This window comes from Pseudomonas sp. MMS21 TM103, from assembly GCF_022132145.1.
Classification (GTDB): Bacteria; Pseudomonadota; Gammaproteobacteria; order Pseudomonadales; family Pseudomonadaceae; genus Aquipseudomonas.
In genome coordinates, this window is sequence record NZ_JAJISP010000001.1 from 434,734 (window position 1) to 460,643 (window position 25,910).

20 protein-coding genes and 1 pseudogene are annotated in these 25,910 nt (G+C 60.8%); 14 read left to right on the top strand and 7 right to left on the bottom strand.

All coding sequences use genetic code 11. The features are described from left to right. Positions 1 to 142 precede the first annotated feature (142 nt). Complete coding sequence (locus LJY18_RS02060) at positions 143 to 472, bottom strand: TraR/DksA family transcriptional regulator (RefSeq protein WP_238040067.1); 330 nt, start codon at positions 470 to 472, stop codon at positions 143 to 145. 280 nt (positions 473 to 752) lie between these two features. Here LJY18_RS02060 and LJY18_RS02065 point away from each other — a divergent pair, with 280 nt between their 5' ends. After that, positions 753 to 1,973: an RtcB family protein gene (locus tag LJY18_RS02065; protein WP_238040068.1), complete on the top strand. Its 1,221-nt coding sequence runs from the start codon at positions 753 to 755 to the stop codon at positions 1,971 to 1,973. A gap of 60 nt (positions 1,974 to 2,033) precedes the next feature. Here the strand turns inward: LJY18_RS02065 and ettA are convergent, their stop codons facing one another. Beyond that, positions 2,034 to 3,725: an energy-dependent translational throttle protein EttA gene (gene ettA / locus LJY18_RS02070; protein WP_238040069.1), complete on the bottom strand. Its 1,692-nt coding sequence runs from the start codon at positions 3,723 to 3,725 to the stop codon at positions 2,034 to 2,036. Positions 3,726 to 3,872: 147 nt separating this feature from the next. Between ettA and LJY18_RS02075 the strand changes: the two genes are divergently transcribed. From LJY18_RS02075 to LJY18_RS02090, 4 genes are read left to right on the top strand one after another with little or no spacing between them, the layout of a single operon-like run. Beyond that, entirely contained in the window at positions 3,873 to 5,138 is a 1,266-nt protein-coding gene (locus LJY18_RS02075; protein WP_238040070.1) for a site-specific integrase, read from the top strand. Further along, on the top strand, positions 5,135 to 6,733 hold the full coding sequence (locus LJY18_RS02080; protein WP_238040071.1) for a tyrosine-type recombinase/integrase: 1,599 nt from the start codon (positions 5,135 to 5,137) through the stop codon (positions 6,731 to 6,733). Before LJY18_RS02075 ends, LJY18_RS02080 begins: the two co-directional genes overlap by 4 nt. Further along, positions 6,730 to 8,967, top strand: coding sequence for a hypothetical protein (locus tag LJY18_RS02085; RefSeq protein ID WP_238040072.1), 2,238 nt, complete (start codon positions 6,730 to 6,732; stop codon positions 8,965 to 8,967). Before LJY18_RS02080 ends, LJY18_RS02085 begins: the two co-directional genes overlap by 4 nt. Positions 8,968 to 8,969: 2 nt before the next feature. Next, positions 8,970 to 9,368, top strand: a complete 399-nt coding sequence (locus tag LJY18_RS02090; protein ID WP_238040073.1) for a hypothetical protein — start codon at positions 8,970 to 8,972, stop codon at positions 9,366 to 9,368. Between the two features lie 181 nt (positions 9,369 to 9,549). Here the strand turns inward: LJY18_RS02090 and LJY18_RS02095 are convergent, their stop codons facing one another. Then, the gene (locus LJY18_RS02095; RefSeq protein ID WP_330872710.1) at positions 9,550 to 10,308 is read right to left on the bottom strand and encodes an SOS response-associated peptidase; all 759 of its coding nucleotides are present in this window, start codon (positions 10,306 to 10,308) and stop codon (positions 9,550 to 9,552) included. Positions 10,309 to 10,311: 3 nt separating this feature from the next. On the opposite strand from LJY18_RS02095, the gene LJY18_RS02100 reads away from it, so the two are divergent. The 8 genes from LJY18_RS02100 (at position 10,312) to LJY18_RS02135 (ending at position 19,239) form a co-directional block, all read left to right on the top strand. Further along, positions 10,312 to 10,749: a LexA family protein gene (locus LJY18_RS02100; protein WP_238040075.1), complete on the top strand. Its 438-nt coding sequence runs from the start codon at positions 10,312 to 10,314 to the stop codon at positions 10,747 to 10,749. 632 nt (positions 10,750 to 11,381) lie between these two features. Next, positions 11,382 to 11,957 (top strand): TetR/AcrR family transcriptional regulator, encoded by a 576-nt coding sequence (locus LJY18_RS02105; RefSeq protein WP_442964465.1) that lies wholly within the window; start codon positions 11,382 to 11,384, stop codon positions 11,955 to 11,957. Further along, on the top strand, positions 11,954 to 12,994 hold the full coding sequence (hlyD, locus tag LJY18_RS02110; RefSeq protein WP_238040077.1) for a secretion protein HlyD: 1,041 nt from the start codon (positions 11,954 to 11,956) through the stop codon (positions 12,992 to 12,994). Before LJY18_RS02105 ends, hlyD begins: the two co-directional genes overlap by 4 nt. Before the next feature lies 1 nt (position 12,995). Continuing rightward, the gene (locus tag LJY18_RS02115; protein ID WP_238040078.1) at positions 12,996 to 14,768 is read left to right on the top strand and encodes an ATP-binding cassette domain-containing protein; all 1,773 of its coding nucleotides are present in this window, start codon (positions 12,996 to 12,998) and stop codon (positions 14,766 to 14,768) included. Beyond that, positions 14,765 to 15,934 (top strand): ABC transporter permease, encoded by a 1,170-nt coding sequence (locus tag LJY18_RS02120; protein WP_238040079.1) that lies wholly within the window; start codon positions 14,765 to 14,767, stop codon positions 15,932 to 15,934. Before LJY18_RS02115 ends, LJY18_RS02120 begins: the two co-directional genes overlap by 4 nt. A 4-nt stretch (positions 15,935 to 15,938) precedes the next feature. Then, positions 15,939 to 17,057 (top strand): ABC transporter permease, encoded by a 1,119-nt coding sequence (locus tag LJY18_RS02125; protein WP_102617802.1) that lies wholly within the window; start codon positions 15,939 to 15,941, stop codon positions 17,055 to 17,057. Continuing rightward, on the top strand, positions 17,054 to 18,577 hold the full coding sequence (locus LJY18_RS02130) for an efflux transporter outer membrane subunit (protein ID WP_238040080.1): 1,524 nt from the start codon (positions 17,054 to 17,056) through the stop codon (positions 18,575 to 18,577). The genes LJY18_RS02125 and LJY18_RS02130 overlap by 4 nt, the downstream gene beginning before the upstream one ends. 200 nt (positions 18,578 to 18,777) lie before the next feature. After that, positions 18,778 to 19,239, top strand: coding sequence for a cytochrome c (locus LJY18_RS02135; protein ID WP_238040081.1), 462 nt, complete (start codon positions 18,778 to 18,780; stop codon positions 19,237 to 19,239). Positions 19,240 to 19,393: 154 nt separating this feature from the next. Here the strand turns inward: LJY18_RS02135 and LJY18_RS02140 are convergent, their stop codons facing one another. From LJY18_RS02140 to LJY18_RS02155, 4 genes are read right to left on the bottom strand one after another with little or no spacing between them, the layout of a single operon-like run. Then, positions 19,394 to 19,801, bottom strand: a complete 408-nt coding sequence (locus LJY18_RS02140) for a TetR family transcriptional regulator (RefSeq protein WP_102617800.1) — start codon at positions 19,799 to 19,801, stop codon at positions 19,394 to 19,396. Further along, positions 19,798 to 21,687, bottom strand: coding sequence for an integrase (locus tag LJY18_RS02145; RefSeq protein WP_238040082.1), 1,890 nt, complete (start codon positions 21,685 to 21,687; stop codon positions 19,798 to 19,800). The genes LJY18_RS02140 and LJY18_RS02145 overlap by 4 nt, the downstream gene beginning before the upstream one ends. Next, positions 21,684 to 23,360 (bottom strand): hypothetical protein, encoded by a 1,677-nt coding sequence (locus LJY18_RS02150; RefSeq protein WP_238040083.1) that lies wholly within the window; start codon positions 23,358 to 23,360, stop codon positions 21,684 to 21,686. The genes LJY18_RS02145 and LJY18_RS02150 overlap by 4 nt, the downstream gene beginning before the upstream one ends. Then, the gene (locus LJY18_RS02155) at positions 23,360 to 24,511 is read right to left on the bottom strand and encodes a tyrosine-type recombinase/integrase (RefSeq protein ID WP_238040084.1); all 1,152 of its coding nucleotides are present in this window, start codon (positions 24,509 to 24,511) and stop codon (positions 23,360 to 23,362) included. The genes LJY18_RS02150 and LJY18_RS02155 overlap by 1 nt, the downstream gene beginning before the upstream one ends. Positions 24,512 to 24,616: 105 nt before the next feature. Between LJY18_RS02155 and umuC the strand changes: the two are divergent. After that, positions 24,617 to 25,858: pseudogene (umuC, locus tag LJY18_RS02160) on the top strand (translesion error-prone DNA polymerase V subunit UmuC); the annotation flags it as partial. Positions 25,859 to 25,910 lie beyond the last annotated feature (52 nt).

The following is a 25,910-nucleotide window of genomic DNA, read 5'->3' on the forward strand; positions in this document are numbered from 1 at the left end:
AGCATCACACCAGCAGCCATCCTCATGCGCCTACGCCAGTAAGACGCCATCCTGCGGGCCTTATCCACCCTGGCCTGCGGCATTGCGATCAAGCGGTGCCAGCCACTGGCAAGGCAACTGAAACAGAGCCTATGCAGCTCGGCTAGCCGGCGCTTACGTGATCGGCACAGGCCAGGCAATACTCGGCAGCCGGCAACACCTGCAAGCGCGCCGGCTCAATCGGGTCACCACAGCGCAGGCAGTCGCCATAGCTGCCTTCGGCCAGCCTCAACTTGGCCATGCCCACCTGGCGCATGCCCTTCTCGGCCTCGGCCAGCAGGGCTTCGAGTACCTCATCGTTTTGCCGTTGCAGGGCCTGTTCGGCAAAATCCGGCGAGTGGCTGCGGGCCAAGTCCCGACTAATCGCATTGGCCCGCGCACTGTACTCGGCGAACAGGGCATCGAGCGCCACTTGGGGATCAAAAGCAGGCATGGACATACTCCTCGGTGGTCAACGACGAGACAGCGCGGTCACAGCACCACCCCGCGGGGCACAAGGCAAGGCGTTGCAACTGCCGCCGGCCGGCCCGAAAGGTGTTCAACGGTCTATTCAGTGTGGACGCTGCCACACAGTCTGCATAACCGCCGACGAAAACTTGTGCCAGGAGCCTGCGCCTGGCAGGCCACGGCAGATTCCACCTGTTGGCCGGGGCGGCTTATGGGTGCATGCTGACTCGGTAGCGCCAGAACAATGGGCAAGGCCGGAAAACCCCATGAAGCACAGCTCACCGCAAATCCTCCAAGTCGCCAATGGCAAGCCGGTCAAACTCTGGACCCAGGGCGTGCCGCTCGAGGCGCAAGCCCGTCAGCAACTGCTGGAAACGGCAAGCCTGCCATTCATCTTCAAGCACTTGGCGGTGATGCCGGACGTGCACCTGGGCAAGGGCTCGACCATCGGCAGCGTGATCCCCACCATCGGTGCCATCATCCCGGCCGCCGTGGGTGTGGATATCGGTTGCGGCATGATCGCGGTGCGCACCTCGCTGCAGGCCAGCGACTTGCCGGACAACCTGCACCGCCTGCGTAGCGCCATCGAGCAGGCCGTGCCGCATGGCAAGACCTTCGGCAAGCACGACCAGGGCGCCTGGCAACGGGTGCCGGACGCCGCCGATAGGGCCTGGGCGGTGCTGGCCGGACGCTTCAGGGCCATCACCGACAAGTACCCGCGCCTGGAGAAGACCAATAACCGCGTCCATCTGGGCACCCTGGGCGGCGGCAACCACTTCATCGAGGTGTGCCTGGACGAGCAGGACCGGGTCTGGTTCATGCTGCACAGTGGCTCGCGCGGAGTCGGCAATGCCATCGGCACGTTGTTCATCGAACTGGCCCAGGCCGACATGCACCAACAGCTCGGCAACCTGCCGAACAAGGACCTGGCCTACCTCGAGGAGGGCAGCCGGCACTTCGCCGACTACGTGGAGGCGGTCGGCTGGGCCCAGGACTTCGCCCGGCAGAATCGTGCGCTGATGATGGAGGCGGTGATCGCCGCGGCGCGCCAGGTGATCGGCAAGCCCTTCGAGGTCAACCTGGAGGCGGTGAACTGCCACCACAACTACGTGCAGCGCGAGCACCACTTCGGCCAGGATGTGCTTATCACCCGCAAGGGCGCCTTGTCGGCGCGCAAGGGTGAGCTGGGCATCATCCCCGGCTCCATGGGGGCCAAGAGCTTTATCGTCCGCGGCCTGGGCAATCCGCAGGCGTTTAACTCCTGCAGCCACGGCGCCGGACGGGTGATGAGCCGCAGCCAGGCCAAGAGGCTGTTTACCATCGAGGACCAGATCCGCACCACGGCCCACGTCGAATGCCGCAAGGACAAGGCAGTGATCGACGAAATCCCCCTGGCCTACAAGGACATCGATGCGGTGATGCAGGCCCAGAGCGACCTGGTCGAAGTGGTGCATACCCTGCGCCAAGTGGTCTGCGTCAAGGGCTGAGGCCTGCCGGCCCCATAAAAAACGGAGCCCTAAGGCTCCGCTCCTGCTTGCTGCGGCGGATTACGCCAGCTTCTTGTGCCGGACCCGGTGCGGCTGGGAGGCGGCGTCGCCGAGGCGTTTCTTGCGGTCGGCCTCGTACTCGGTGTAGTTGCCCTCGAAGAACTCGATGTGCGAGTCGTCCTCGTACGCCAGGATGTGGGTGGCGACGCGATCAAGGAACCAGCGATCGTGGGAGATGACGATCGCCGCGCCCGGGAAGTCGAGCAACGCTTCCTCCAGCGAACGCAGGGTTTCCACGTCGAGGTCGTTGGACGGTTCGTCGAGCAGCAGGACGTTGGCGCCCTCCTTCAGGGTCAGGGCCAGATGCAGACGGCCACGCTCACCACCGGAGAGGTCCTTGACGAATTTCTGCTGGTCGCCGCCCTTGAAGTTGAAGCGCCCGACATAGGTACGCGAGGGGATCTCGTAGTTGCCGATGCGAATCTGGTCGGAACCATTGGAAATCATCTCGAACACCGACTTGCTGCCATCGAGGTCATCGCGACTCTGGTCGACGCAGGCCAGCTGCACGGTGTCACCGATCTCAATGCTGCCGGAGTCTGGCTGTTCCTTGCCCATCAGCATGCGGAACAGGGTCGACTTACCGGCACCGTTACCGCCGATCACGCCGACGATGGCGCCCTTGGGCATGCTGAACGACAGGTTGTCGATCAGCGCACGGTCGCCGTAGGCCTTGCTCACATTGACGAAGTCGATGACCTTGTCACCCAGGCGCGGACCGGCCGGGATGTAGATCTCGTTGGTTTCGCTGCGCTTCTGGAATTCCTGCGATTGCAGTTCCTCGAAGCGCTGCAGACGTGCCTTGGACTTGGACTGGCGGGCCTTGGCGCCTTTGCGCACCCACTCCAGCTCTTCCTTCATGGCCTTTTCGTGGGCCGACTGCTGCTTGGATTCCTGGGCTAGACGATCCGACTTGGCCTCCAGCCAGCCAGAGTAGTTGCCCTCGTAGGGAATGCCGGCGCCACGGTCGAGCTCGAGAATCCAACCGGCGACGTTATCCAGGAAATAGCGGTCGTGGGTGATCGCTACCACGGTACCGGGGAAGTCGTGGAGGAAATGCTCCAGCCAGGCCACAGAATCGGCGTCCAGGTGGTTGGTCGGCTCGTCGAGCAGCAGCATGTCGGGGGCCGACAACAGCAGGCGGCACAGCGCCACGCGGCGCTTCTCACCACCGGACAGCACGGCAACCTTGGCATCCCAGGCCGGCAGACGCAGGGCATCGGCGGCGACTTCCAGCTGGCGCTCGAGGTTGTGGCCGTCGCTGGCTTGCAGGATGGCTTCCAGCTTGGCCTGTTCGGCGGCCAGTTTGTCGAAATCGGCATCCGGCTCGGCGTATTCGGCATAGACCTGATCGAGGCGCGCCTGGGCGTCCTTGATCACGCTGACGGCCTCTTCGACCACTTCACGCACGGTCTTGTTCGGATCGAGTTGCGGTTCCTGCGGCAGATAACCGACATTGAGCTCGGGCATCGGCCGGGCCTCGCCGTCGAACTCGCTGTCGACACCCGCCATGATTTTCAACAGGGTGGATTTGCCCGAACCGTTGAGGCCGAGCACGCCAATCTTGGCGCCGGGGAAAAACGACAGGGAAATGTTCTTGAGGATTTCCCGCTTCGGCGGCACTACCTTGCTCAGCCGGTGCATGGTGTAAACGTAAGAGCCTGTTTTGCCTGCTTTGTCACTTTTTGACATGGTTTTACTCGCCTTTAATCCTGTGTTTTCAGTGCTTTATGGTAGCGACAAGTGCTTAAATTCTGGAAGGCAAAACGTTAGGTTTTGCGTTGACCTTAACTTGTTCCTGACTATACTTAAAAAAGTTATTTTTTATGAGGGAGCAATATGGGTCTCCAGGTCATAGAGCAGGTGGTGAATGGTGCTCGTAGAAAGCTGCTGGTGCAAGACTACATCCCGGTTTACTACCCCAACCTCTACATGACCATGGAGCACTCGGGCAAAGCACTGGAAACAACAAAGAAGTACCTTGAGCATCTGGTTGTGCTTGAGCAGTTTCTAGCTTTTTCCTCTATTGATCTGATTTCTCGCATCGAACAGCGCCCTGCCAGCCAATACCTGACAGACAGTGAGCTTTCCAGATTTGTGTCGGACGCGGGGTTTAGCAAGGAAACCTTGGCAATGAAGTATGCGGGGATGCGTTTGCTTCCGACTGCCTACATCTCCGTTGGCAAAGTCCATGCGCGGCAGCGAATCGAGGCGGTACGCGACTACCTGTCCTTCCTCTATGACAAGTTGGGTGATCACTCAACACGATATGAGGCGGTTGACGATGTGAAGAAGCGCATCAACCGCAAGATCAAAGCGGCCAGCCCTGCGTGGAAAAAAACGCGAACGGACGAAATGAAGGGGCTTACGAGTCAGGAGCGAACTCGCTTGCTGGAAATAATGCATCCGGATAGCGCCGAGAACCCCTTTTCAGATGAAGCCATCAGGCTGCGTAACTACATCATTTTGCTGCTGGGTCTCGACATGGGGCTGCGACGCTCCGAGATGCTGCTGATCAAGACCAGCGATATTCACTGGCACAGTCGTCAACTAGCGGTGGTCAACCTGGAGGATGAGAGCCTCGATCCACGAACGATGGCCCCGCAATTCAAAACCCACGAGCGCATGCTGGTGATGACTGACGACCTGTATGACGCAATCACTGAGTACGAATCGAAATATCGCAACAGAAAGCCCCGTAGCGGCGCATCGCAAGCGAGAAGCCATCCGTTTTTGCTGGTGGCGCACAAGCGAAATGAGGGCGGACCTCTGACCATCAAAGCAGTGGATGGCGTTCTGCCCAGGGTCCGAGAAATAGCACCGGAACTGGCTCATGTGCACCCGCATATTCTGAGGCATGACGCGGTCTACACGATGCTGGAAAGCATGCGTGAGGAACTGGCAGCGCTCACGCCGGAGGATCGCACCACGCAAGTTCAAAAGATCCTGACATACATGTTCGGCTGGAGTCCCGATTCGGACATGCCCGGCCGCTACGGCGCGAAATTCTGGAAGGAAGAGGCAGACAAAGCGATACAGAAACGGGCCGAGCGGTTTAAGGCCATCCGTCAGAACGCCGAGGCGACACAAGGAGGCTCAGAGTGAACATCGCCGTCGAAGCACTTCAGGCACCCACGAAGGACAGCCTCGATGCATGGCTGAACACGCCTCGCCTGGCGAAATGTGGGGAGATGTTCACACCCGCCGAACCGATGTGGAAACCGGATAAATCGGCTAGTCATTCAGTCAACTGGAAAGCGGCTATTGCCTGCGTCTCGCCGAATTGGCAGCCCTGGTTGCACGCCGCCCTGGCGTACCGAATGGCCGATATGGCAGCGGGCACGGTTGCTAAAGCCAGCAGTGTGTTGTCGCGGGCTGCTCAGGACGGTATTGACCCGCTCAACGAGGATCACCTGATCGCTCTGCGGGAGCGCTTTCAACCTGGTGAGTTTAGTGCCATTGCCGCTTTCATGGCGTTTTGGCACGACTGCGAATCCCTCGAACAGCGCCCGTCGCAACCCCTGTTCGATGCCTACCAAGCACTGCCCAGGAAAAAGCGTTCCAGCAGCAGTGTGATCCTCAGCCTGGACCCCGAACAAGGCCCGTTCACGCAGGTGGAGCAGGACGCGCTGCATCAATGGATACATGAGCAGTTTTGTCACGGGCAGTTAGATTTCGAGCCGTACCTTTACCTGCGCATGTTGATGATTTACGGGCAGCGTGGCGCTCAGGTGCGAATGATGGTTTTTGGTGATTTCACGAAGAGCGATCAGGGCTGCAAGATCAGGTTTCATTGGGCAAAGCAAAATGATGACGAGGCTGGTTGGCGAGCAAAGGCCGAAACATTCAGTCTGGATGAGGATCTCTACAACACCGTGCAGGCCTACAAGGCAATGGTTCTGGCGCAACTCTGGCAAACGTATCCAGACGGTGCCGACTGGAATGCAGCCATTGAGAATGTGCCCCTCTTTCGTAAGAAGCTGGATGATGATGAAGCAGTAGCTTGGGAGCGGGTGAATCCCCCTGTTTTGCTCGATAGCCCCCTTCAAAAAGCCCTCGAAGACGCGCCGCAGCCGACCTTTCATATCGGATCAAGCACGATCAAGCGTTGGCTTGAGTGCATCGAGCGGATGGAGGGCTTTCCGATTTCGCCTCGCACCCATCAGCCGCTGAAAGTGACGCGGGGGCACCGGTTCAGGCACACCCTCGGCACGGACCTTTCCAATGCGGGGCTGAATGAGTGGACGATGGCCCGCGCATTGATGCACAACAATACTCAGACAGTGCGAAAGTATCGCGCTGTTTCGGCGGAGTTGCTGGCGTTGATAGACGCGAAGATGAGCGACCATCTGGCCTTGGTTGTGAATGCGTTCACAGGGATCATCGTCACGGATCGCACCTCAGCGAAAAACGGGGATCGAGCGGATCGACAAATCGAGGATGTGGCAGTGTGCGGTGCCAGTGCCGCCTGCCATCTCGATGCGCCGTACACCTGTTACGCATGCGGAAAATTCCAACCCCTTCTGTACGCCAATCACCGCGCGATCCTTGAGCGATTGGAACGTCGTCGGGCGCAAACCATTGCCATAGATAAAACGACCGGTGTGCTCTGGGATCGGGCCATTCTGGCCTGCCGCAAGGTGATTCTGGATTGTGAGGCCATGCTCCGTTCATCGGACTCAAGGAGGACAGAAGAATGACCGAAGCGTTTGATTCTGAACCGACGAACAACATTGTTGATTTTAAGCCCAAGAGCCATCTGGATGCGGAGGCTCAACTCGCGGCGTTTATCGAATGGGCAAAACAGACCCTGCCCATAGGCATTCCCAATCGAGTGCACGCGAGTATTCGCTGGGAAGACAGCAGTTGGCACCCGCATGGCGTCCAGAACTGCGCCTTCACGGCGCTGGGATCAACCAGAACGGCCACAAAGGAGATGCAGGCATCCTTCATGGCGTTTGCCAAAGCCATGGCGGTGTACCGGCGAGTGTATTTGCAGAAAAAGTCAATTAGCGGCTTGCTGAATGCCCTGAAGGCGCTGGAAGTCGCCCTGTTCGAGTTGACTGGCACTCGGGATGTGACGCGGGTGTCAGCCGCAGCCTGTAATAAAGCGTGCGATTACCTGAACCTTCACTGTACAAAAGGCAACGCCGCATACGCTTACGGCCGGGCACTTGAGGGCGTCATTACGTTGATGCGGGCAAAAAGACTGCTCAAGTCGGATTTCCAGTGGACCTCTCCGCTGACGCTGAGGCCGCGTGGCACGCTCAAGCAGCAAAAAACGGATCGAGAACAGAAGCTCCCCAACCCTGAAGCGATCAAAGCCCTCGGGGAAGTGTTCAACAACAAATTGACCCGCCCCCTCGATATCGTTGTGACATCTGCCTGTGCGCTGTTGCTGAGTGCACCCAGTCGCGTGGGTGAATTGGCGGATATTGAATTGGATTGCCTAGTATTCAAAGAGGATACCAAGGGCAATCGGCGCATGTTCCTGCGCTGGTACGCGGAAAAGATGAACCAGGTCATGCTGAAGCCCGTCGTTTCGCCTGAGATGGAGCCGGTCGTCGAGCGGGTCCTCACGTTACTGAAACCGATCACCGATGAGGCGCGGGCTTACGCCGCCTGGCTGGAAGACCATCCCGATGAGTTTCCGCCCCATGAAGGACTGCCACCCAGAGGGCCTGATGAACCGCTCACATACGCCGAAGCCTGTGCCGCACTGAAACTCACCGTTAGTGAAGGCATCGGACCGCGAGCCACATTCAATAACACGCTCCTGAAATGCCTAGAGAAGAGAAAGGCGCTCAGCCCCGCCGCCCGAGCCCTCTTGGCCGAGATCCGTGAAGGGTGGGATTCCAGCGCAGGGAAACGCATATATGTTAAGAACAAGACAGGAATCCAGGGGTATGAATTTGACGACCTGTGTGTGATCACGCTGCGCAAACTCAATGTGCTGTTGCGTGAAAAGTATCTCCCGAAGGATTTTCCATACACCACGCCTTACACGGAGGGCAAAGCTCGGGTGAAGTACCGTGAGGCGTTGTTCACCGTGCGCACGGGAGCACTGGCTGAAGACTCAGCTGGCACTGCTGCGACACACAGGTTTGGCGTGGAAATCGCGGCGAACACTGCCCGAATGAATGTGCAATTAGGCGGTTCGAGCGAACCGAGCAGGAAAGACCTGTTCCAGCGCTATGGCTACTTAGGTCTCAAGGTCAGCACGCATGCGTTTCGGCACGAATTGAACACGCGGATGCACCAGGCCGGTCTGTCGCAACTCCTGATTGATGCCTTCTCCGGTCGCACGACGATGGGATCGGTCTACAACCATGAAGCCATCGAGGATCGCACCCAAAGGGTTGCGGCTTACCACCCCAAAACGAAGCACAGCACCGCTGCTCAGCGTCTGGACAAGGTCAAAACCAATCAGCCGCTGAACCTGGTTGAGGTGAGGGAACTGCACGAGGGTGAGCGGGACCGCATTATCCATCAAACCCATCTCGGCGTATGTGTGCATAACTTCGCATCCGAGCCATGCCCGAAAATGGGCGCCTGCTTAGACTGTGGGCGGCTCGGTTGCGTCAAAGGAGATGACGTGAAGCTGGGCAACCTCATGGAAGAACGCGACGACCTTAAACACCGCCTAGATAAAGCCATGGATGCGCAGTCTCGTGGTGTGTTTGGGGCATCGGAGTCGGCCAAAAAACTGGGTGAGAAGCTCTTTAAGTGCGAGTTGCTCATCCAAACACTGGAAAACCCCGAACTCGAAAACGGTGCCATTGTGTGGAACGCCGATAACGGTTGGACGCTGACCAAGAACGCCGCGGCTATGTTGGGGCTGATCGAAGTCAAAGTCATTGAAAAAAATCAGGCGCAAGAGGCGTTGCCATCGTTGGATGACGCCTTGGCCTTGCTGGATGAGATCGAGGGTTAACGATGGGGCATTTAACGCCAAAGGATGAGAAACGCATCATTAAGCTAATTGAGGAATGGTCAGAGCCGAAGCTGACCTGGCCTTTGCTCGTTGAGGCCTGCAAGGAAAAACTGGGTATCAGTCGTGCTCGCCAGTCCCTGATGAATCTACCTGCCGTGGATTTAGCGATGAAGAACTGCAAGGCGGCATTGAAGGCTCAGAAGCTGAAGCCGGGCTGGATTAGCGATATTCAGGCAGCCAACGAGCGCATTGAGGAACTGACAGAGAACAATCAGAAGCTGTCAGCTGCTGTTCGAGATATGTATCGCAGGTTTTTGATCTGGCAAGCCAATGCGGATATGCACGGGCTAACGCAATCGAAGTTGGAGCAGCCGGTTTCACAGCTTCAAAAGAAGACCTGATCCGGTGTTCAGAAACATATACCTGGAAAAACTCATGGCAGCTACACCCGGAAATTCGAGCACTCGGACAATGCTCCGCGCTACGCTCTGGAAGGGGACGAGTTGATGATCCAGGGCGTCGCGCCCCATAGGTGCCCAGAATGTTTGTTCAAGTGGAGTGCGCCAAGCACAGTCGCTTCGTTCAAACAATTGCAGCAATAAGGGCTTGGCCCTGGTTCTTCACATTGCCCACGGACCTGTCCACGCGAAACCAAGTGAACGCATCTGCTGGCAGGCCGGCCAGCGCCACGACCTCTTCAATCCGTTCTGCCGGGGTGGCGTTATCCAGCCACTCCGGCGCAACAGCTGTTGACAGAGCAAGTGGGCAACGGTCGTGAATATCTAATAGGCCTCCGCTTGCAGCGCCTGTCACGATGGCAAAGCCGTCATCATGCTGCTCAGCTCGGGTCTGCGTGGGGAACAGGCCGACAGCAGCGAAGTACAGTGGCGCCTTGTCAGCAGCATGGATGAAGTAGGGCTGCTTGCCCTCGGCCGCCACCCATTCATACCAGCCGTCGGCCGGCACTATAAGCCGATGGTGCCTTGCCGCCGCCCAAAACTTACTGGTCCATAGTGTTTCAGCCCTGGCGTTTATCGCCGGAGGCTTCCCACCTTTTGCCCAATGCGGTTCCCATCCCCAGCGCAGTGTCTGTGACCTGGCGCCGCCTTCCTCACTTGTCAGCACCCATACGCCGGTACTCGGCGCAACGTTGTAGCGCTCGATCGGGGTATCGCTGACCTCTCCGAACAGCTCGCCCTGCAGGCTGAGTGGTTTCACGTAGGCACCAGGTGCCGCTGCCTGCACAAAGCGTCCGCACATACATCCTCCCGTCACTCTCGTTTGACCGCTGCTCAAATGGCGAATACTGTACCCATATACAGTATTAAATTTAGGCAGCATCGCATGGGTAACGCAATCATCCTCGGCCCCATAGGTATCTCGACCACGGAGCTGTCTTTTTATTCGTCCCGCATTCCTGCTGGCTTCCCCAGTCCTGCGCTGGATCACATGGAGCAGAAGCTTTCCCTGGATGAGCTGCTAGATATCGATGCACCGCATACGTACCTGGTGCGCGTGACCGGCGACAGCATGACCGGCGTTGGTATATTCGATGAGGACATCTTGATAGTGAGCAGGGCCATCACGAAGAAGATAGGCCGGATCGTCGTGGCTGACTTGAACGGGGAAACCTTCGTGAAGCGGCTTACCCAACAGGATGACCAGTACGTGCTGCGGTCAGAGAACCCCAAGTACCCGCCGCGCTACATCATGGAAGGGGATGAGCTGGTGGCCTGGGGCGTGGTGAAAGCCAATGTCCACTTTCAACCCTGCCATGCATGAGCCAACCATTGCTCTGATCGACTGCAACTCATCCGGACCCTTACTAACCGTTAGTATTGATTTTATTCTTACAATTCAATGCTTTACTGTTTGTAACTATTTATAGATTTTTCGAGGTCCGTATTCTACTGAATCCAGCCAATGGCAAGGATCTGCATTGCGCTACTCGAAATGCTGCTTCCTTCATCGGCAGCAGTCGACGCAAAGCAGCCGGCCATGACGGACAGCAATCGACCCGGAGCTGCCGGCCGCGGCAGGCAGAAACCGGCCAGAAGCAGCCAATTCATTAACTGAATAATCTAATCTGCCCCCCTTTTCACGGCGTCCTGAATGTTGCTTGGGTGCTTCACGTGTCGCCAGGAACGCGCTGCGGTTCTATTCCGGCATACCACATGCTGCGGGCCGATTTCAGCCGAGCGCGACGCCAGACTGAGCAGACCAGGCCTGACCGTGCATAGCGACAGCCATTGCCAGCCGCCCGATAGGTATTCTGCGGCTCATCGTGATCTCCTTTTCGAGCGTTTCCTCTTGCGGCGTGCCTGTGTTGTGATAAGTTAGTAATTGATTACTTACTTCTGGAAGCGCAAGTGATGAGCGGACACCCTAAGCATCTACCAGCCGATGAGCGGCGTGTGGCCACCATCGAGGCAGTCGTCGACCTGGCTGCCGAACAGAATCCCAACGACATCACAACCACTGCCATCGCGCAGCGCATGGGGCTAACCCAGGGCGCACTGTTTCGTCACTTCCCGAATAAGGACGCCATCCTGCAGGCGGTGATGTCCTGGGTCACGGAACGCCTGCTGGCTCGGGTGGACAAGGCCGCAGAAGGCGCTACGTCACCGCTCGCAGCCCTTGAGGCGATCTTCAAGACGCACATTGACTTCGTGGCCGAACACCCGGGTGTGCCGAGGATGCTCTTCGGGGAATTGCAGCGACCGGGAGAGTCCCTACCCAAGAAAATGGTACAGACATTGACCCGCCAATATGGCGAGCGGTTGCGTCGACTGCTCGAAGCCGGCAAGGCGCGAGGCGAGCTGCATTCAGAACTGGATGTGGACGCGGCCGTCGTCTTATTCATCGGCACAATTCAAGGGCTGGTGATGCAGTCGTTGCTGGCGGGCGATGTGGCGCGCATCCGCCGTGACGCGCCTGGGGTGTTCGCCATCTACCGCCGTGGTGTCCGCCACTCGGAGGCCGGGCAATGAAGATCAATGGCCTTTCCAACAAAGCCAAACGTACCCTCGTCGTTGCCGCCATCGTCGCGATTGCAAGTGGTTCCGGCTTCTTCTTCTGGATGCAGCGCGCAGGTACTGATGACAGTCAGCTGCGCTTGTACGGCAACGTTGACATCCGCGAGGTGCAACTGGCCTTCCGCCAGCCTGGGCGCGTGACTGAAATGGCTTTCGATGAGGGCGATGCCATACGCGCCGGCGAACGCATGGCGGCGCTTGATGCGCAACCCTATCGGGAAGCCCTTGCGGCGGCGCAAGCCCAGGTGCAGGTTGCACAGGCGGAACTGGCCAAGCTGCGCCGTGGTCTGCGGCCGCAGGAAATCACCCAGGCGCGCGGGGCTCTCAGGCAGGCACAGGCGCTCGCCACCGAGACCGAGCGTAATTTCCAGCGCCAGAATGGCCTACTGGCATCGGGCGCCAGCAGCCAGCGTACGGTCGACGCCGCCCGCACGGCACGAGACCAGGCAGCCGCTGGCGTCGAAGCAGCCAAGGCGGCCCTGTCGCAAGCAGCCGAAGGCTTCCGCAAGGAAGACATCGCCGCGGCGGAGGCTCGCCTCGCGGCCGCGCAGGCTGCCGCAGCGCAAGCCACGACAGCCCTGGCGGACACCGAGTTGATGGCGCCCAGTAGCGGAACCGTCATCGCACGAGTGCGTGAGCCCGGCAGCATGGTTGGAAGCCAGAGCGCGGTCTACAGCCTGAGCCTGGACAAGCCGGTTTACGTGCGCGCCTACGTGGGCGAGTCGGACTTGGGGCGCATCGCCCCCGGAACTGTGGTGCGCGTCAAAAGCGATTCATCTGAGAAGCTCTATCGCGGCCAGATTGGCTTCATCTCGCCACGCGCCGAATTCACACCCAAGACGGTCGAGACGACGGATTTGCGCACGGATCTGGTGTACCGCCTGCGCATCGTCATCGACGAAGCCGATAGCGACGGGGCCTTGCGCCAGGGTATGCCGGTGACGATCGAGGTCGATGCGAAAGCCGGCACCAATATCCCGGGGGAGCGTTGAAATGCAGACAAGCCCTGCCATCACCGCCATGCCTGCTGGTGCGGGCGAAAACGCTGCCGTCGTCATCGAAAACGTGGACAAGCATTTCGGCGACGTAAAGGCCCTGCGGGGCTTGAGCGCGCGCATCTACTATGGGCGGCTGACGGGTCTGGTCGGCCCCGACGGGGCCGGCAAGACGACGCTGATGCGGATTCTGACCGGCCTCCTGGTGCCTAACGCCGGCCGCGTCACCCTGGCCGGCTTTGACGTGGTCAAGGACAACGATGCCATTCACGTCGCCAGCGGCTACATGCCGCAGCGCTTTGGTCTGTATGAAGACTTGTCGGTGATGGAGAACATGCGCCTGTATGCGCAGTTGCGCGGCATGGATGCAGACCGCAATGCCGACCTGTTTGCCGAACTGCTCGATTTCACGCGGCTCGGGCCCTTCACCAAGCGCCTCGCCGGCAAGCTCTCCGGCGGTATGAAGCAGAAGCTGGGCCTTGCCTGTGCGCTCATGGCGCGGCCCAAGGTGCTGCTGCTGGACGAGCCCGGCGTGGGTGTCGACCCGGTCAGCCGCCAGGACTTGTGGCGCATGGTGCAGGCGCTGACCGATGAAGGTATGGCCGTGGTCTGGTCCACCGCCTATCTCGACGAGGCCGAGCGTTGCGAGAGCGTGCTGTTGCTGAACCAGGGACAGCTCCTGTTCGATGGTCCGCCGCAAGCACTGACCGCGCAGCTCGAAGGCCGCAGCTTCCGGCTAGAAGACGTTGGTGCCGAGCGCCGAGCGGTCCTGACCCAGGCACTCGATCTGCCCAGTGTCAGCGATGGCGTCATTCAAGGCGCCGGCGTGCGCTTGGTGCTGCGCGACGGTGCACAATCCCGGGAGATCCAGTCGCTGGCGAATCAGGCACAAGTGCGGCTGGCACAGGTGCCTGCGCGCTTCGAAGACGCCTTCATCGATCTGCTCGGTGGCGGCCCCGGCGGCACTTCGACGCTGGCCGAGCGTCTGCCGCCGGTTGAGCTGGGTTCCGACATTGCCGTGTCGTGCCGCAATCTCACCAAGCGCTTCGGCGAATTCACCGCTACCGACAACGTCAGCTTCGAGGTGCAAAAGGGCGAAATCTTCGGTCTGCTCGGTCCCAACGGCGCCGGCAAGTCCACCACCTTCAAGATGCTGTGCGGCCTGCTGAAACCCACTGCTGGCGAAGCGCATGTGGTGGGTCACGATCTGCGCCGCGCCACCGGCGCAGCCAAGAGCCAGCTCGGCTACATGGCACAGAAATTTTCGCTTTATGGACTGCTGTCGGTGCAGCAGAACCTGGAGTTCTCGGCCGGGGTGTACCAGCTGGACGGGAGCACGCGGCGCGAGCGCATCGCCGAGATGATCGAAACCTTCGATCTGGGTGACTGGCTGTCCGCCACGCCCGATTCCCTGCCGCTGGGGCACAAGCAGCGCCTGGCATTAGCCTGCTCGCTCATGCACAGGCCCCCGGTGCTGTTTCTGGACGAACCCACTTCAGGGGTAGATCCCATCACCCGGCGCGAATTCTGGACCCACATCAACGGCCTGGCCCGCAAGGGCGTGACCATCATGGTCACCACCCACTTCATGGACGAGGCCGAATACTGCGACCGCGTGGCGCTGCTCTCACAGGCACAGTTGATAGCGCTGGATACGCCCGACGCGCTCAAACGTTTGGCGATCAACCCCGAACGGCCCGACCCGACCATGGAGGACGCCTTCATTCACTTGGTGGAGTCGGCAGACCGCGAGATGGAGGCCGCCACATGAACGGCGCCACAAAGCACAAAGGCGGGAGTGGACCACAGCAGACCGACTTGCGCCGTTTTGATCTGCGGCGCCTGATGGCCCTGGTCACCAAGGAAAGCTACCAGGCGCTACGCGACCCCTCGACGCTGCTGATCGCGTTCGTGCTGCCGGTGGTATTGCTGCTGCTGTTCGCCTATGCGGTGTCGTTGGATGCGAAGGATGTCCGTGTTGGCGTGGTCCTGGAGTCGCCCGGCGCATCGGCACAGTCGCTGGCCGCAGCGTTTTCGGGCACCCGCTTCCTGAACACGCACTTCGTTCATGACCGGCGCGAAGTGGCCGATAAGCTGGTCTCCGGCGACCTGCGCGGCTACGTGGTGATTCCGCAGGATTTCGAGCAGCGTCTGGCCCAGCGTGGCAGCGAGCCGCTGGTACAGATCATCACCGATGGCTCTTACCCCAATACGGCCAATTATGTCGAAAATTACGCCCGCGGCGTGGTGCAGTCCTGGCGTGCCGGGCTGGACGTTGCAGCACCGGCGCAGTCCATCGTGCTGGAGCCGCGCTACTGGTTCAACCCCGAGCTTGAGAGCCGCCGCGCGTTGATCCCCGGCGCCATCGCTATCGTCATGACCATCATCGGCACCATGCTCACCGCGCTGGTGGTGGCGCGCGAGTGGGAGCGCGGCACCATGGAGGCAGTGCTGTCCACTCCCGCCTCGGTGGCCGAAATCCTGATCGGCAAGCTGCTGCCGTACTTCGTGCTCGGCATGCTATCTACGCTGGGCGCGGCGGCTCTGGCCGTGTTCGTATTCGGCGTCCCGATGCGCGGCTCCTTGCCGGCCCTGCTGCTCCTGTCGGCGGTGTTCATGGTGCCGGCTCTGGGTCAGGGTCTGCTGATCTCGACGCTGGCGCGCAACCAGTTCCTCGCGGCGCAGATCGCGCTGTTCACGGGCTTCCTGCCGGCCTTCATGTTGTCGGGCTTCCTGTACGAAATCGATGCCATGCCCGCACCGATCCGGGCCATCACCCTGCTGGTTCCGGCCCGCTACTTCGTCGACTCGCTGAAGACCGTGTTCCTGGTCGGTGACATCTGGGCGGTATTCCTGCCAAACCTGGCGGCAATGGCGGCAATCGGGGCGCTGTTCTTCATGATCGCCAAGCGCGCCACGCGCAAGAACCTGGAGTGAAACGATGTTGACTTCCGCATTCTCGTTCACCCGCCTGCGCGCCCAGTTCATCAAGGAAGTGTTCAGCGTCCTGCGCGACCCGCGCAGCCGCATGGTCGTGTTCGTGCCGCCCATCCTGCAGTTGCTGATCTTCGCCTTTGCCGCGACGCTGGAAGTGCGCAACGTCGATATCGCCGTCTACAACCAGGATGCGGGGCGCTGGTCGCACGAACTGGTGCAGCGTCTGGACAGCGCAAAATTCATCGCCCGCGTGCGGCACGTGGATAGTCAACGGCACCTGCACGAGCTGATCGACCGGGGCGAGGTGATCGCCGCGCTCGCCATCCCGGTGGATTTCTCGCGCTCGATTGCTGCCGGCGATAGCGGCCGCGCGCAGGTGCTGGTCGACGGTCGGCGCAGCAACTCGGGCCAGATCACCGTGGCCTATCTTTCCACCATCGCCGCCGAGGTCGGCGCCGAGGTCGTGCCCGACGCCCAAGCACCAACGCCCGTGGTCGTGCGTCACTGGTTCAACCCGAACCTGGTCTACCGCTGGTTCATCGTGCCCGGGCTCGCCGGCATCCTGGCCCTGTTCAGCGCGCTCTTGATCACCTCGCTGTCGATTGCACGCGAACGTGAACTCGGCACCTTCGACCAATTGCTGGTGTCGCCCACTTCGACGCCGGAAATCATCATTTCCAAATCACTGCCGGCACTCGCAATTGGCACCGTGCTGGGCCTGTTCATGATCAGCGCAGGCGTATTCCTGTTCGGCATCCCGTTTACTGGCTCGTTTGCACTTCTGCTCGCCAGCCTGGTGCTGTTCATCCTGTCGGTGGTCGGCATCGGCCTGATGATTTCCGCGGTCAGCATGACCCAGCAGCAGGCCATCCTGGGTGCGTTCGCCATCGGCGTGCCGGCGGTGCTGATGTCCGGCTTTGCGACGCCTGTGGAAAACATGCCTGTCGTCCTGCAATGGCTGGCCCAGGCCATTCCGCTAACCCACTTCCTCATCATCGTCGAAGGCAGCTTTCTCAAGGCCATGCCGCCCGGTGACATTCTCGCCAGCCTGTGGCCGCTGGCGGTCATCGCCCTTGCCACGCTGACGATGGCCACCGTATTCGTCCGAGGACGCCTGCAATGAAATCCAAGACCCGCACTCCCTTTCTTCGCGCAACCGTCACCGGCCTGACCCCTGGGCGCGTGCGCCCGCTCGCGCTGGCCCTGTCCTGCGTGCTGCTGACTGCCTGTGCGACCGTGGGCCCCGACTATCGCGAGCCGCCGCCGGTCGACGTCGGCAGCGGCTGGACCTTGCCGTTGGCAAGCGAATCCCAGTCCGCAGACTTGAGCCACTGGTGGTCTGCACTGGACGATCCGATCCTCGACCGCCTGATGGCCACGGCGCTGGCACAGAACCTGGATCTGCGCCAGGCTGCGGCACGCATCGATGAGGCACGCGCCCTGCGCGATCGCGTGGCCGGCGAGGCATTGCCCACCGTCGGCGCTGGCGCGAGCGTCAACCGGCGCCGTCAAAGCGAGAACGGCCCCTTGCCCATCGGCTCCATTCCCGGTCTTGACGCCACGCAGACCATCTACGATGCGGGCTTCGACGCGGCCTGGGAAGCCGATTTGTTCGGGGCCAAGCGGCGCGCTATGGAAGGCGCCAGCGCCCGCCTGGAGGCGACCGAAGCCGAGGCACAGGGCGTACGCATGCGCATCGTGGCCGAGGTCGCGCGCACCTGGTTCACCGCCGCCGGCGCCCGCTACGAGTTGCACACACAACAGGCCACGCTGGATACGCTGCAGCAGACCTTGGAATTGGTGCGCCTGCGGCATGCGCTGGGCGACGCGTCGGCCGCCGACGTGGAGGCGGCGTACGCCCAATGGACAGCAGTCAACGCGCTTATCCCGGATATCCAGGCGCGTCAGCGCGCCGCGGTGCTCAGCCTGGGCGTGCTGTTGGGCACACCGCCGGAGCGGGAGCTGGCACTGCTTGATGGCCCCTTGACGCCGAGCACGCTGCGGGCGCTGCCGGTGGGCGAGCGCGCAGATATGCTGCGCCGACGCCCTGACGTGCTGGCTGCGGAACGTCGCCTGGCAGCGAGTTCTGCCGACATCGGCGTGGCCACAGCCGAGTTGTTCCCCAAACTCTCCATCGGTGTCGGCGGCGGGTTCCAGGCGCTCAGTACGGGCAATTGGTTCGATGCATCCAGCTCGCGTTTTTCCATCCTGCCGCTGATTTCCTGGCGCCTGTTCGACGGTGGCCGCGTGCGAGCCGAAATTCGGGCACGCGAGGCGGCCGAGCGGCAGGCTGCGCTGGCCTACGAGCAGGCGGTGCTGGCGGCGCTGGGCGATGCCGAGCGCGCGCTGGGCGACTATCACGGCGGGCTGGACACACTGGAGCGCCGCGGCATGGCACTGGATGCCGCGCGCGTGAGCTACGGCCACGCCAAGGCCCGCTACGCCGCGGGCGACATCGCCCTGGTCGAACTGCTGGCAGTCCAGCGCAGCCTGCACGAGGCCGAAACCGCAGCCGCGCGGGCGCATACCAACGCCGCCGTGCAATTGGTGGCGCTGTACAAGGCCCTTGGGGGTGGCTGGGGCGAGTCCATGGCTGTGCAGCAGCAAGTCAGCTGGCTCGCCACGGTGCTCGAGGACGGCTAAGCGCTGCGTTGGCTGGATTGTTTAGCGAATGGGCGATGAACATCTCAAGGATTTCGCGCCTCTCCACCATGCGCGAGTTGTCAACGTAGCGCCTTGCGTACGAAGACATCGAGCTTCCCAAGCCTGAATGCTTCTTGCACGAACATAGCAACCGTTCGTCAGACCCAAAGTCTTCATCAACAACATCAACGGAGAAACTCGTGAGTCAGCCCTTAAAACTAGGATCGTTCTTCGCCGTCTCGCTTTCCGTGATTTTGGCAACCTCCGCCACGTCACTTGGTGCGCAGTCCGTAGAGACGGCAAAGCCAATGGAGCTTCGGACCATAATGAAAAGACTTGACCATGATATGCAAGCCGTCACGGGCGCGATCTCCAAAGAAGATTGGTCATTGGTTGCCGAGTTGGCACCAAGAATTGCCAAGCATGCCGAGCCACCTATTTCGGAAAAGATGCGCATCCTCGCCTGGCTTGGAACAGAAGTCGGAAAGTTTCGAGGCTTTGATGGAAGGGTGCATGATGCCGCGACTGCCATGGGTGAAGCTGCTAAGCGGAGTGACGGCCAAGCAGTCATCGTGGCCTTCGCCAAAACACAGCAAAGCTGCCTAGCCTGCCACCAAAGTTTCCGTCCCTCGTTCGTTAAACATTTCTATGGGGAGCAGTAGCATGGGCGCACCTGTGCGGTCTGTAATAGCTTCGAGCCGGCGACGTGAGCCGCTATCCTCTGGCCGATCCCGGCCGGCGGACAGCGCATAATTGACGGTGCCATTTGAGCATTATCAGTAGCGGGTTTAGAGAATGACTGCTATCGGGATTACGTCAGAATATGCACGCGGCCAGATCAACCACCTTGGAGTCGCTCTGCTTTGCCTTTAGAACTCGGTTCTCGGCTATCAAAACCTCGTTGATGGAGGCTAGGCTGGCGACCTTGGCGCGCAGCTCCTCGATCTCCTGGCGAAGCGCGCGATTCTTCTCACGCTCCGCGCGGAGATCCTGGTGCTTCACATCGCGTTGGGCGCGACTGGAGCGCCCCTGAGCATCGCGGATCGCCTCGGCGATTATGGGGTAGTGGTTGTGGATCAGCGCCGTCGAAACGCCCGCCTCGCGCGCCACAGCGGCGATAGTGACCTTGGTTTCCCCAGTATGTGCCCGACCACGCTGGATGCGGGCGAGCGCGAGTTGCAAATCCCGCTCGCGGGCGTCCGAGGGCTTGCGTTTGGTCGTCATACTACATTCGTCTCCGGGGTGTATCCAAGCTGCCCGAGCACGTCACGGCAGCGCTCCAGGTCGCGCAAGACTCGCTGGCGGCCACCGTCACCAATGTCGTTGCAATCCTGCAACCCCTTCAGGTTGTCGTAAAGACGCTGGTATATGCCAATGTGGCTGCGCCCAATCACGGCATTTTGACAGTCGCCGCAGCGAGTCCGCTCTAATGTGTTGCCGACGTAACCGTCGTTGCTGGCGGTACACCAGGCGTGGCCATTGCTGCGGATCGCGGTGCTCTCGGCAATTGAGGTCACCATCGATGCATGGCTCTTGAAGATGGCGAGGTTTGCCGGATCGCGCCGCCAGCGTTTGATCGAGCGACCGTAGCCGCCGGCCAACGGTTCGTCCCCCATCCAGGTGTCAACGACGCCGAACTTGATGTCTTCGAGTTCTGCCTGGATGTCGTTGTACAACTCGATGTCGAGGTGCTGGCCCCAGTCCTGGTCCATGGCGTAGCCCAGCGTCATGTCCATGGACCAGTGCGCGTAGTGCTCGCGCAGGTAGCGCAGGTCGCCGAACTGGCTGTGCGCCGCGTAGTTGGCGAATTTGCGGCGGAACTGATGGCTGGCGAGGTTCCAGTCCAGCCCACCGCCCTGCGCGAACGCCTTGAGGGCATTGTTCCATGCGATGCCCGACAGGGTGCGAACCTGATTGCCCTTTGCAGGGCTCACCCCGAGAAAGAGCGCATGGTGATGCTTATGCGCCTTGGCGATTTCTGGGTCGCGCGGGTTGACCCTTCGCCGCTCGGCGATCTCGGCGGCGATCATAGCCTGATACGGCTCGGCCCAGCGCTCCATCAGGCGCAACACGCGCACGGCGACCTCGGGGATCATCCAGTCGTGGACCCCGGTGTCGGTCTTATCCGACCTGGAACGCATCCAGTGATAGATCGTTCCCTCATCGTCCTCGGTGCGGTGGTGCGCGCCCGACTGGACGTTGGCCAGTTCGTGGTTGCGGCAACCGGAGGTGCTGGCCAGCACGATGTAGCAGGCGGTTCGTAGATCAAGGATCGCCTGATTAAATGCCCCCAGGCCGCCTTCCCAGCCAAAAGCGGCGAGGTGGCGGTTTTTAGCCTCTATGACTGTTCTGGTAACCTGCCTTCTCCGTTCTGCTGCGACGGCATCGAGGGCATCGCGTAGATCGAGCAGGGCCTTGCCGTGCTGAACCTGCTCATAGGCTCTCTCGAACAGGGTGCAGAACACCTCATCCGGCATCAGCGGCGTTTTGCCGCCCTGCTTGCGAGCTGTGCCGCTGCCGGCCATCGCATTCGCCGAGGTATCAGGCCAGGGATGCTGAGGGACTGGGTCGTGGGTGTACTGGCTCAACTCATGAAGCGCCTCGACCGCCATGAAGCGACGCTCAAGGGCGCTCTGAGACAGCGGTTTACCCTGGCTTCGGCGCGTCTGCCGGTACGCCCGACACTCGGCAACGTAGTTCGCGCAGACCATGGGGGTCACCGCGCCGAAATGACCGAGCTTGAGCGCGTTTAGATGCCGTAGGAAGGGCAGCGCATTCTCAAAAAAATTGCGCAAAGTGCTCGCTCTGGGCCGCTTATGCCCCGCGCGGCCGCGCCGCAGGTAGCGGTACAGCAGGGCCTTCATCACCTCCTTAAACGCACAGGGCACGCGGCTGAAGTCCTGGTGCCGCAAGTTGTCTGGCACGTTGCTGGTAAAGCCGTCCAGTTGCCAAATGTCGTCGCCATAGCGGCTGAGGATGACCCAGTGCCCATCGACCTGGATGGCGCTCACGATGAGTGCGTCGCGGTCGCTCTCGGGTAGCTCGCGTACTTCCCCCGGCTGTGACTCGATGTTCGCCCAAGGCAGCGTGACCACGTTGTTGTCGCTCATGCAAAGATCTCCAGCTTCTCCACCACATCGGACGACCAGAACGGGTGCGGCTCGCGGCGCGCACGCTCGCGGGCGGCTTCGACGGCCGCCGGCTTGAAAGTCCCGCGCCGCAGCCCCTCGGCCACGATGTAGTCGTCAATCAATCGAGGAATGTGCGCGTATTCCTGCGCCCAACGCCGCTTGTCCATGCGCGTGCGCTCCGCGAATACACGGAAGTAGAAGCTGAATAGGCGGTGCAGATCTTCCCCCGTCACCGCGTAATGCTTGCAGCGCAGACAGTTGAGGAACGAGAAACACGCTGCCCCTTCACGTTTCGGTGCGTACTGGCCGTTTACCGGGTCGCCACAGCGCCCCATTGGGGTCGTCTGGTAGGTCGCGCCGATGCTGCGGGTCAGTAACTCTTGAACCAGTATCTCGCCCATGAACTGCCAGTTGCGCCTCGCGTCACCGCTAGGTGCCAGATAATTTCTCCCGGCCACCTGCGGCGTGTTGCCAAGCGCGAATGCCGTGGTCGCCAGGTCGCCCGCTAGCAACTCGAAAATTCGGTTGGCGAACGTTTTGCGTAGGCGAGAGACGTTGATGCGCAGCGGCTGGCCGTCGATATCGGTGAGCCCGTGGTCGGCCACGAGTTTCTTGATCGCCAGCTTCAACGTCCCGTCAGTCAGTGCATTGACCCTGCCGAGGCCTGGGCCGCGGTGCACGCGATACAGCCACACACGCTCCTTGAGGTCGTCCGGGGCCTCCGCGCGCAGCGGTTCGCTGTGGGCAAGGACGCGCCGGATCAGGCGCTCGACATTGGTCTTGACGGTTGGCGTGGACTCCAACAGGTGTGCAGCAGCGCTCTCGGCGCGCAGCGCCACCTTGTGGCTGGTGTGCCCGCGGCGCTTCCAAAGGACCAGGAATACGCTGTTATCCTTGGGGTGGGCGCGCAGGCAATCGCGCTCCATCTCCAGCAGCGGCGTGGAATTGCGCCCGGTGTGCAGCGCTACGGTCAGCAGGGCATAAGCCAACAACTCGCCGGTTACCGGGGCGTCGTCGTGCCAGATCGGCATGACCGCTTGCCTGAGCGCGGTGGTGAACGCCTGCCGCTGACGCTTCGGCAGCGGCGTTTCGCCCTTATGCTTGCCTCTGTTTGGGAACGGGTTTCGTGGGAAAGTCGCATCGTCCCCCGTGGTGACCAACGAAATCAGCCCACGCCGGCCCAACGCGTGAAGGACGGACTTCGTGCTGGTGTAGTGGCTCCTCTGACTAGGGGTGGTGATGCCCAGTCCGGCGAGGTGGCCAAGAAACCCGTCAATTACGGCGCGATCAATGTCGTCCAGGGTCAGCCCGCGCCTGAGCGCGGTTGCGCGCAGCACTATGTAGTTGAGGAAGTGACGTAAACCACCTTTACAGATGCTCGCTACGGAACTGGCCTCGAGCCCGCCGTCCTGCCGGGCCAGGAAGCGCTCAATCTGCCGCTGGCAAGCGTAGGTGATCGAATCGATGCCCGTGCCGTACCAGGGTGCGAAGTCGAAGCCCCGGGAGCGCGTGGCATTGCGCCCGAAGGCGACCGTAGTCTTGGCCGGCGGAATCGCCTCGGGGAGAACGACGACACGACCCGCCGAGTCGCGGTTGTGCTCGACCTGCGGGACGCTGAGGTCGGTCCTGTTGAATACCTTACGTTTGCCCATCAGACCGATCCCAACCCTTCGTTCAACTCATCGTCGTAGGCCAGAACCGCGTCGTCGGCCAGTTCGTTGACTAGGTGCAGGTACACCATCGTTGTCTGAATGGAGCTATGACCGAGCTGCCGCTGCACGAACACCAGCGGATCCACGCTGCCGCGGTTGCGCTGGAGCGTGACCAGGGTATGGGTGGCGTAGGTGTGGCGCAGCATGTGGGTATGGACCCTGATACCGGCCCGCTTGCCGATTTCCCGGACGATGCGCGCGATGCGCTTGCCATCATCGGCGAAGGGCTCACCAAACTGGTTCAGGAACAGCGGCTCGTGATTGGTACGGGTGCGGCTCAATGAGGCCCGCTCACCGCGAACCTGCACTACGTAGCGATGCAAATCGGCAAGGAAGCGGCGACTGATGTAGATGTCGCGCGGCTTGCTGCCCTTGGTGCGCATACCATGGCCATCGTGTGGATCGAGGTGAATCCGGATGTTGCGCTCGTGCCTACCGGCTTTATCCGGATCGAAGATGTAGGCAAGCGGGAAAGAGGCGATTTCCTCCCGGCGCAGTCCAGTCTGAAGCCCGAGCCGAATCATCATTCGGTGATGCGGATTTTCCTGCGTCGCCAGCAGCGCCTTGATCTCATCCATGCTCAGAAACTTCGGCAGCGCCCGATGCTTGCGCGGCATGATGTCGTTCACCATAGCCTTGCCGCCGCTGGCATCGACGTGGGCAAGGAAGCCGGGAGCGCGTTTGACCGTCCGTTCCTCATAGCCAAACGGCAGTCTGCTCACCCATCCCTGCTGCTGTGCATACTCGTAGAACTTGCACACATAGTGCAGCCGTTGACGGGTTGTTGATGGGGCAAACTTGCACTCCACCAGGCAGTAGTCCCGGTAGGCCGCTACGACACTCTTGGCCTCGCCACGGTCCACGTCGCGCCAGTCAAGGTCATGCGCTTGGAGGAAACTGAAAAAGTCGTACAGCGCACGCCCCGTGCTTGGCCATGACTTCCGTGACCCAATAGCTCCACGCAACAGGTAGTGGCGAAAGAATTCATTGGCGGGGACGCAACTGTCGAGCGTGTCCCAAAGCAGGATCGGAAAGCCTGGATAAGGACGACCGGCAATCACCAAATCCTCAGTAGCCCACACAAGCTCCATCAACCTACCCCCAACCGCTGACCTATCCCTATTGCTGCTAAAGCTATTTTTTAAATCATTGTTTATAAAGCTACTTAACTCCTAACCTTTAGCAAGCCCCGGAACAACAGCTTCTACGCCAGCTGCGAGCGGGTGTTCAGGCCGGACCTCCGGCGCACCCCGATTGTGGTGCTGAGCAACAATGACGGCTGCGTGATTGCCCGCTCAGCCGAAGCCAAGGCCCACGTAGAGATGGGCGCGCCCTGGCACAAGATTAAGAGGGACGTTCGCCGGCTTGGCATTGCGGTGTTCTCAAGCAACTACGCGCTGTATGGCGACATCAGCGAGCGCGTGATGAGCGTGATTGAAGGTATGGTGCCGGCGCTGGAGGTGTACAGCATCGATGAGGCCTTTGCCGATCTGAAAGGCATGCAAGGCTCAATGGAGGCGTTCGGTCGGGAGATCCGCGCCCAGGTGCTGCAATGCACGGGCATCCCCACCGGGGTGGGTGTTGCCAGCACCAAGACGCTGGCCAAACTGGCGAACCACGCGGCGAAGAAGTGGCAGCGCCAAACGGGTGGGGTAGTAGATATCCGCGACCCTGAACGCCGCGACAAGCTGCTGAAGATCACGCCTGTTGGGGATGTGTGGGGGGTTGGCAGTCGTATGGACGCGCACCTGCAGGGCATGAAAATTAATACGGCCTGGGAGTTATCGCAGGCAGACCCGTGGACCCTGCGCGAAAAATTCAGCGTGGTGATCGAGAAAACCGTGCGCGAGTTGCGCGGCACGGCCTGCCTAGAGCTGGAAGATATGGTGCCGGCCAAGCAGGAGATCTGCTGCAGTCGCGCATTCGGTGAGCGCCAACATGAGATTGAGCCCATCCGTGAGGCGGTGGCCACCTACGCCGCCAGGGCCTGCGAAAAGCTCAGGGCTCAGCACTCCCTCGCCAAGCGGGTGCGAGTGAGCATCCGCACCGGCATGTTTAACCCAGATGAGGTGAAGTATGCGAAGGGCATTGTCTGTGAGCTGCCGTACCCGACCGACGATACGCGGCTGATTACCCGCACGGCTGTGGCTGGGCTTGATCATCTGTTCCGGCCTGGCTTCGCCTACGCCAAGGCCGAGATCCTGCTGCTGGATCTACGCCAGCGCGGTGAGTTCACTGACGATATGTTCGCCGCGACTCAGCCCGTGGTGGCCGAGCAGGTGATGGACGTGCTTGATGAGATCAACGCCAAGTGGGGGCGCGGCACATTGAGGCCAGCTGGTGTGCCGTTGGCGCCAGCCTGGGGGATGAAGCGCGAAATGCTGAGCCCGAGCTATACCACCAGGTGGGATCAGCTGTGGACGGTGAGAGCAGTTTAGGAGAGGGCAAACTGAATCGACCTTAGATACGTAGACACCTTTGAGCAGCCGC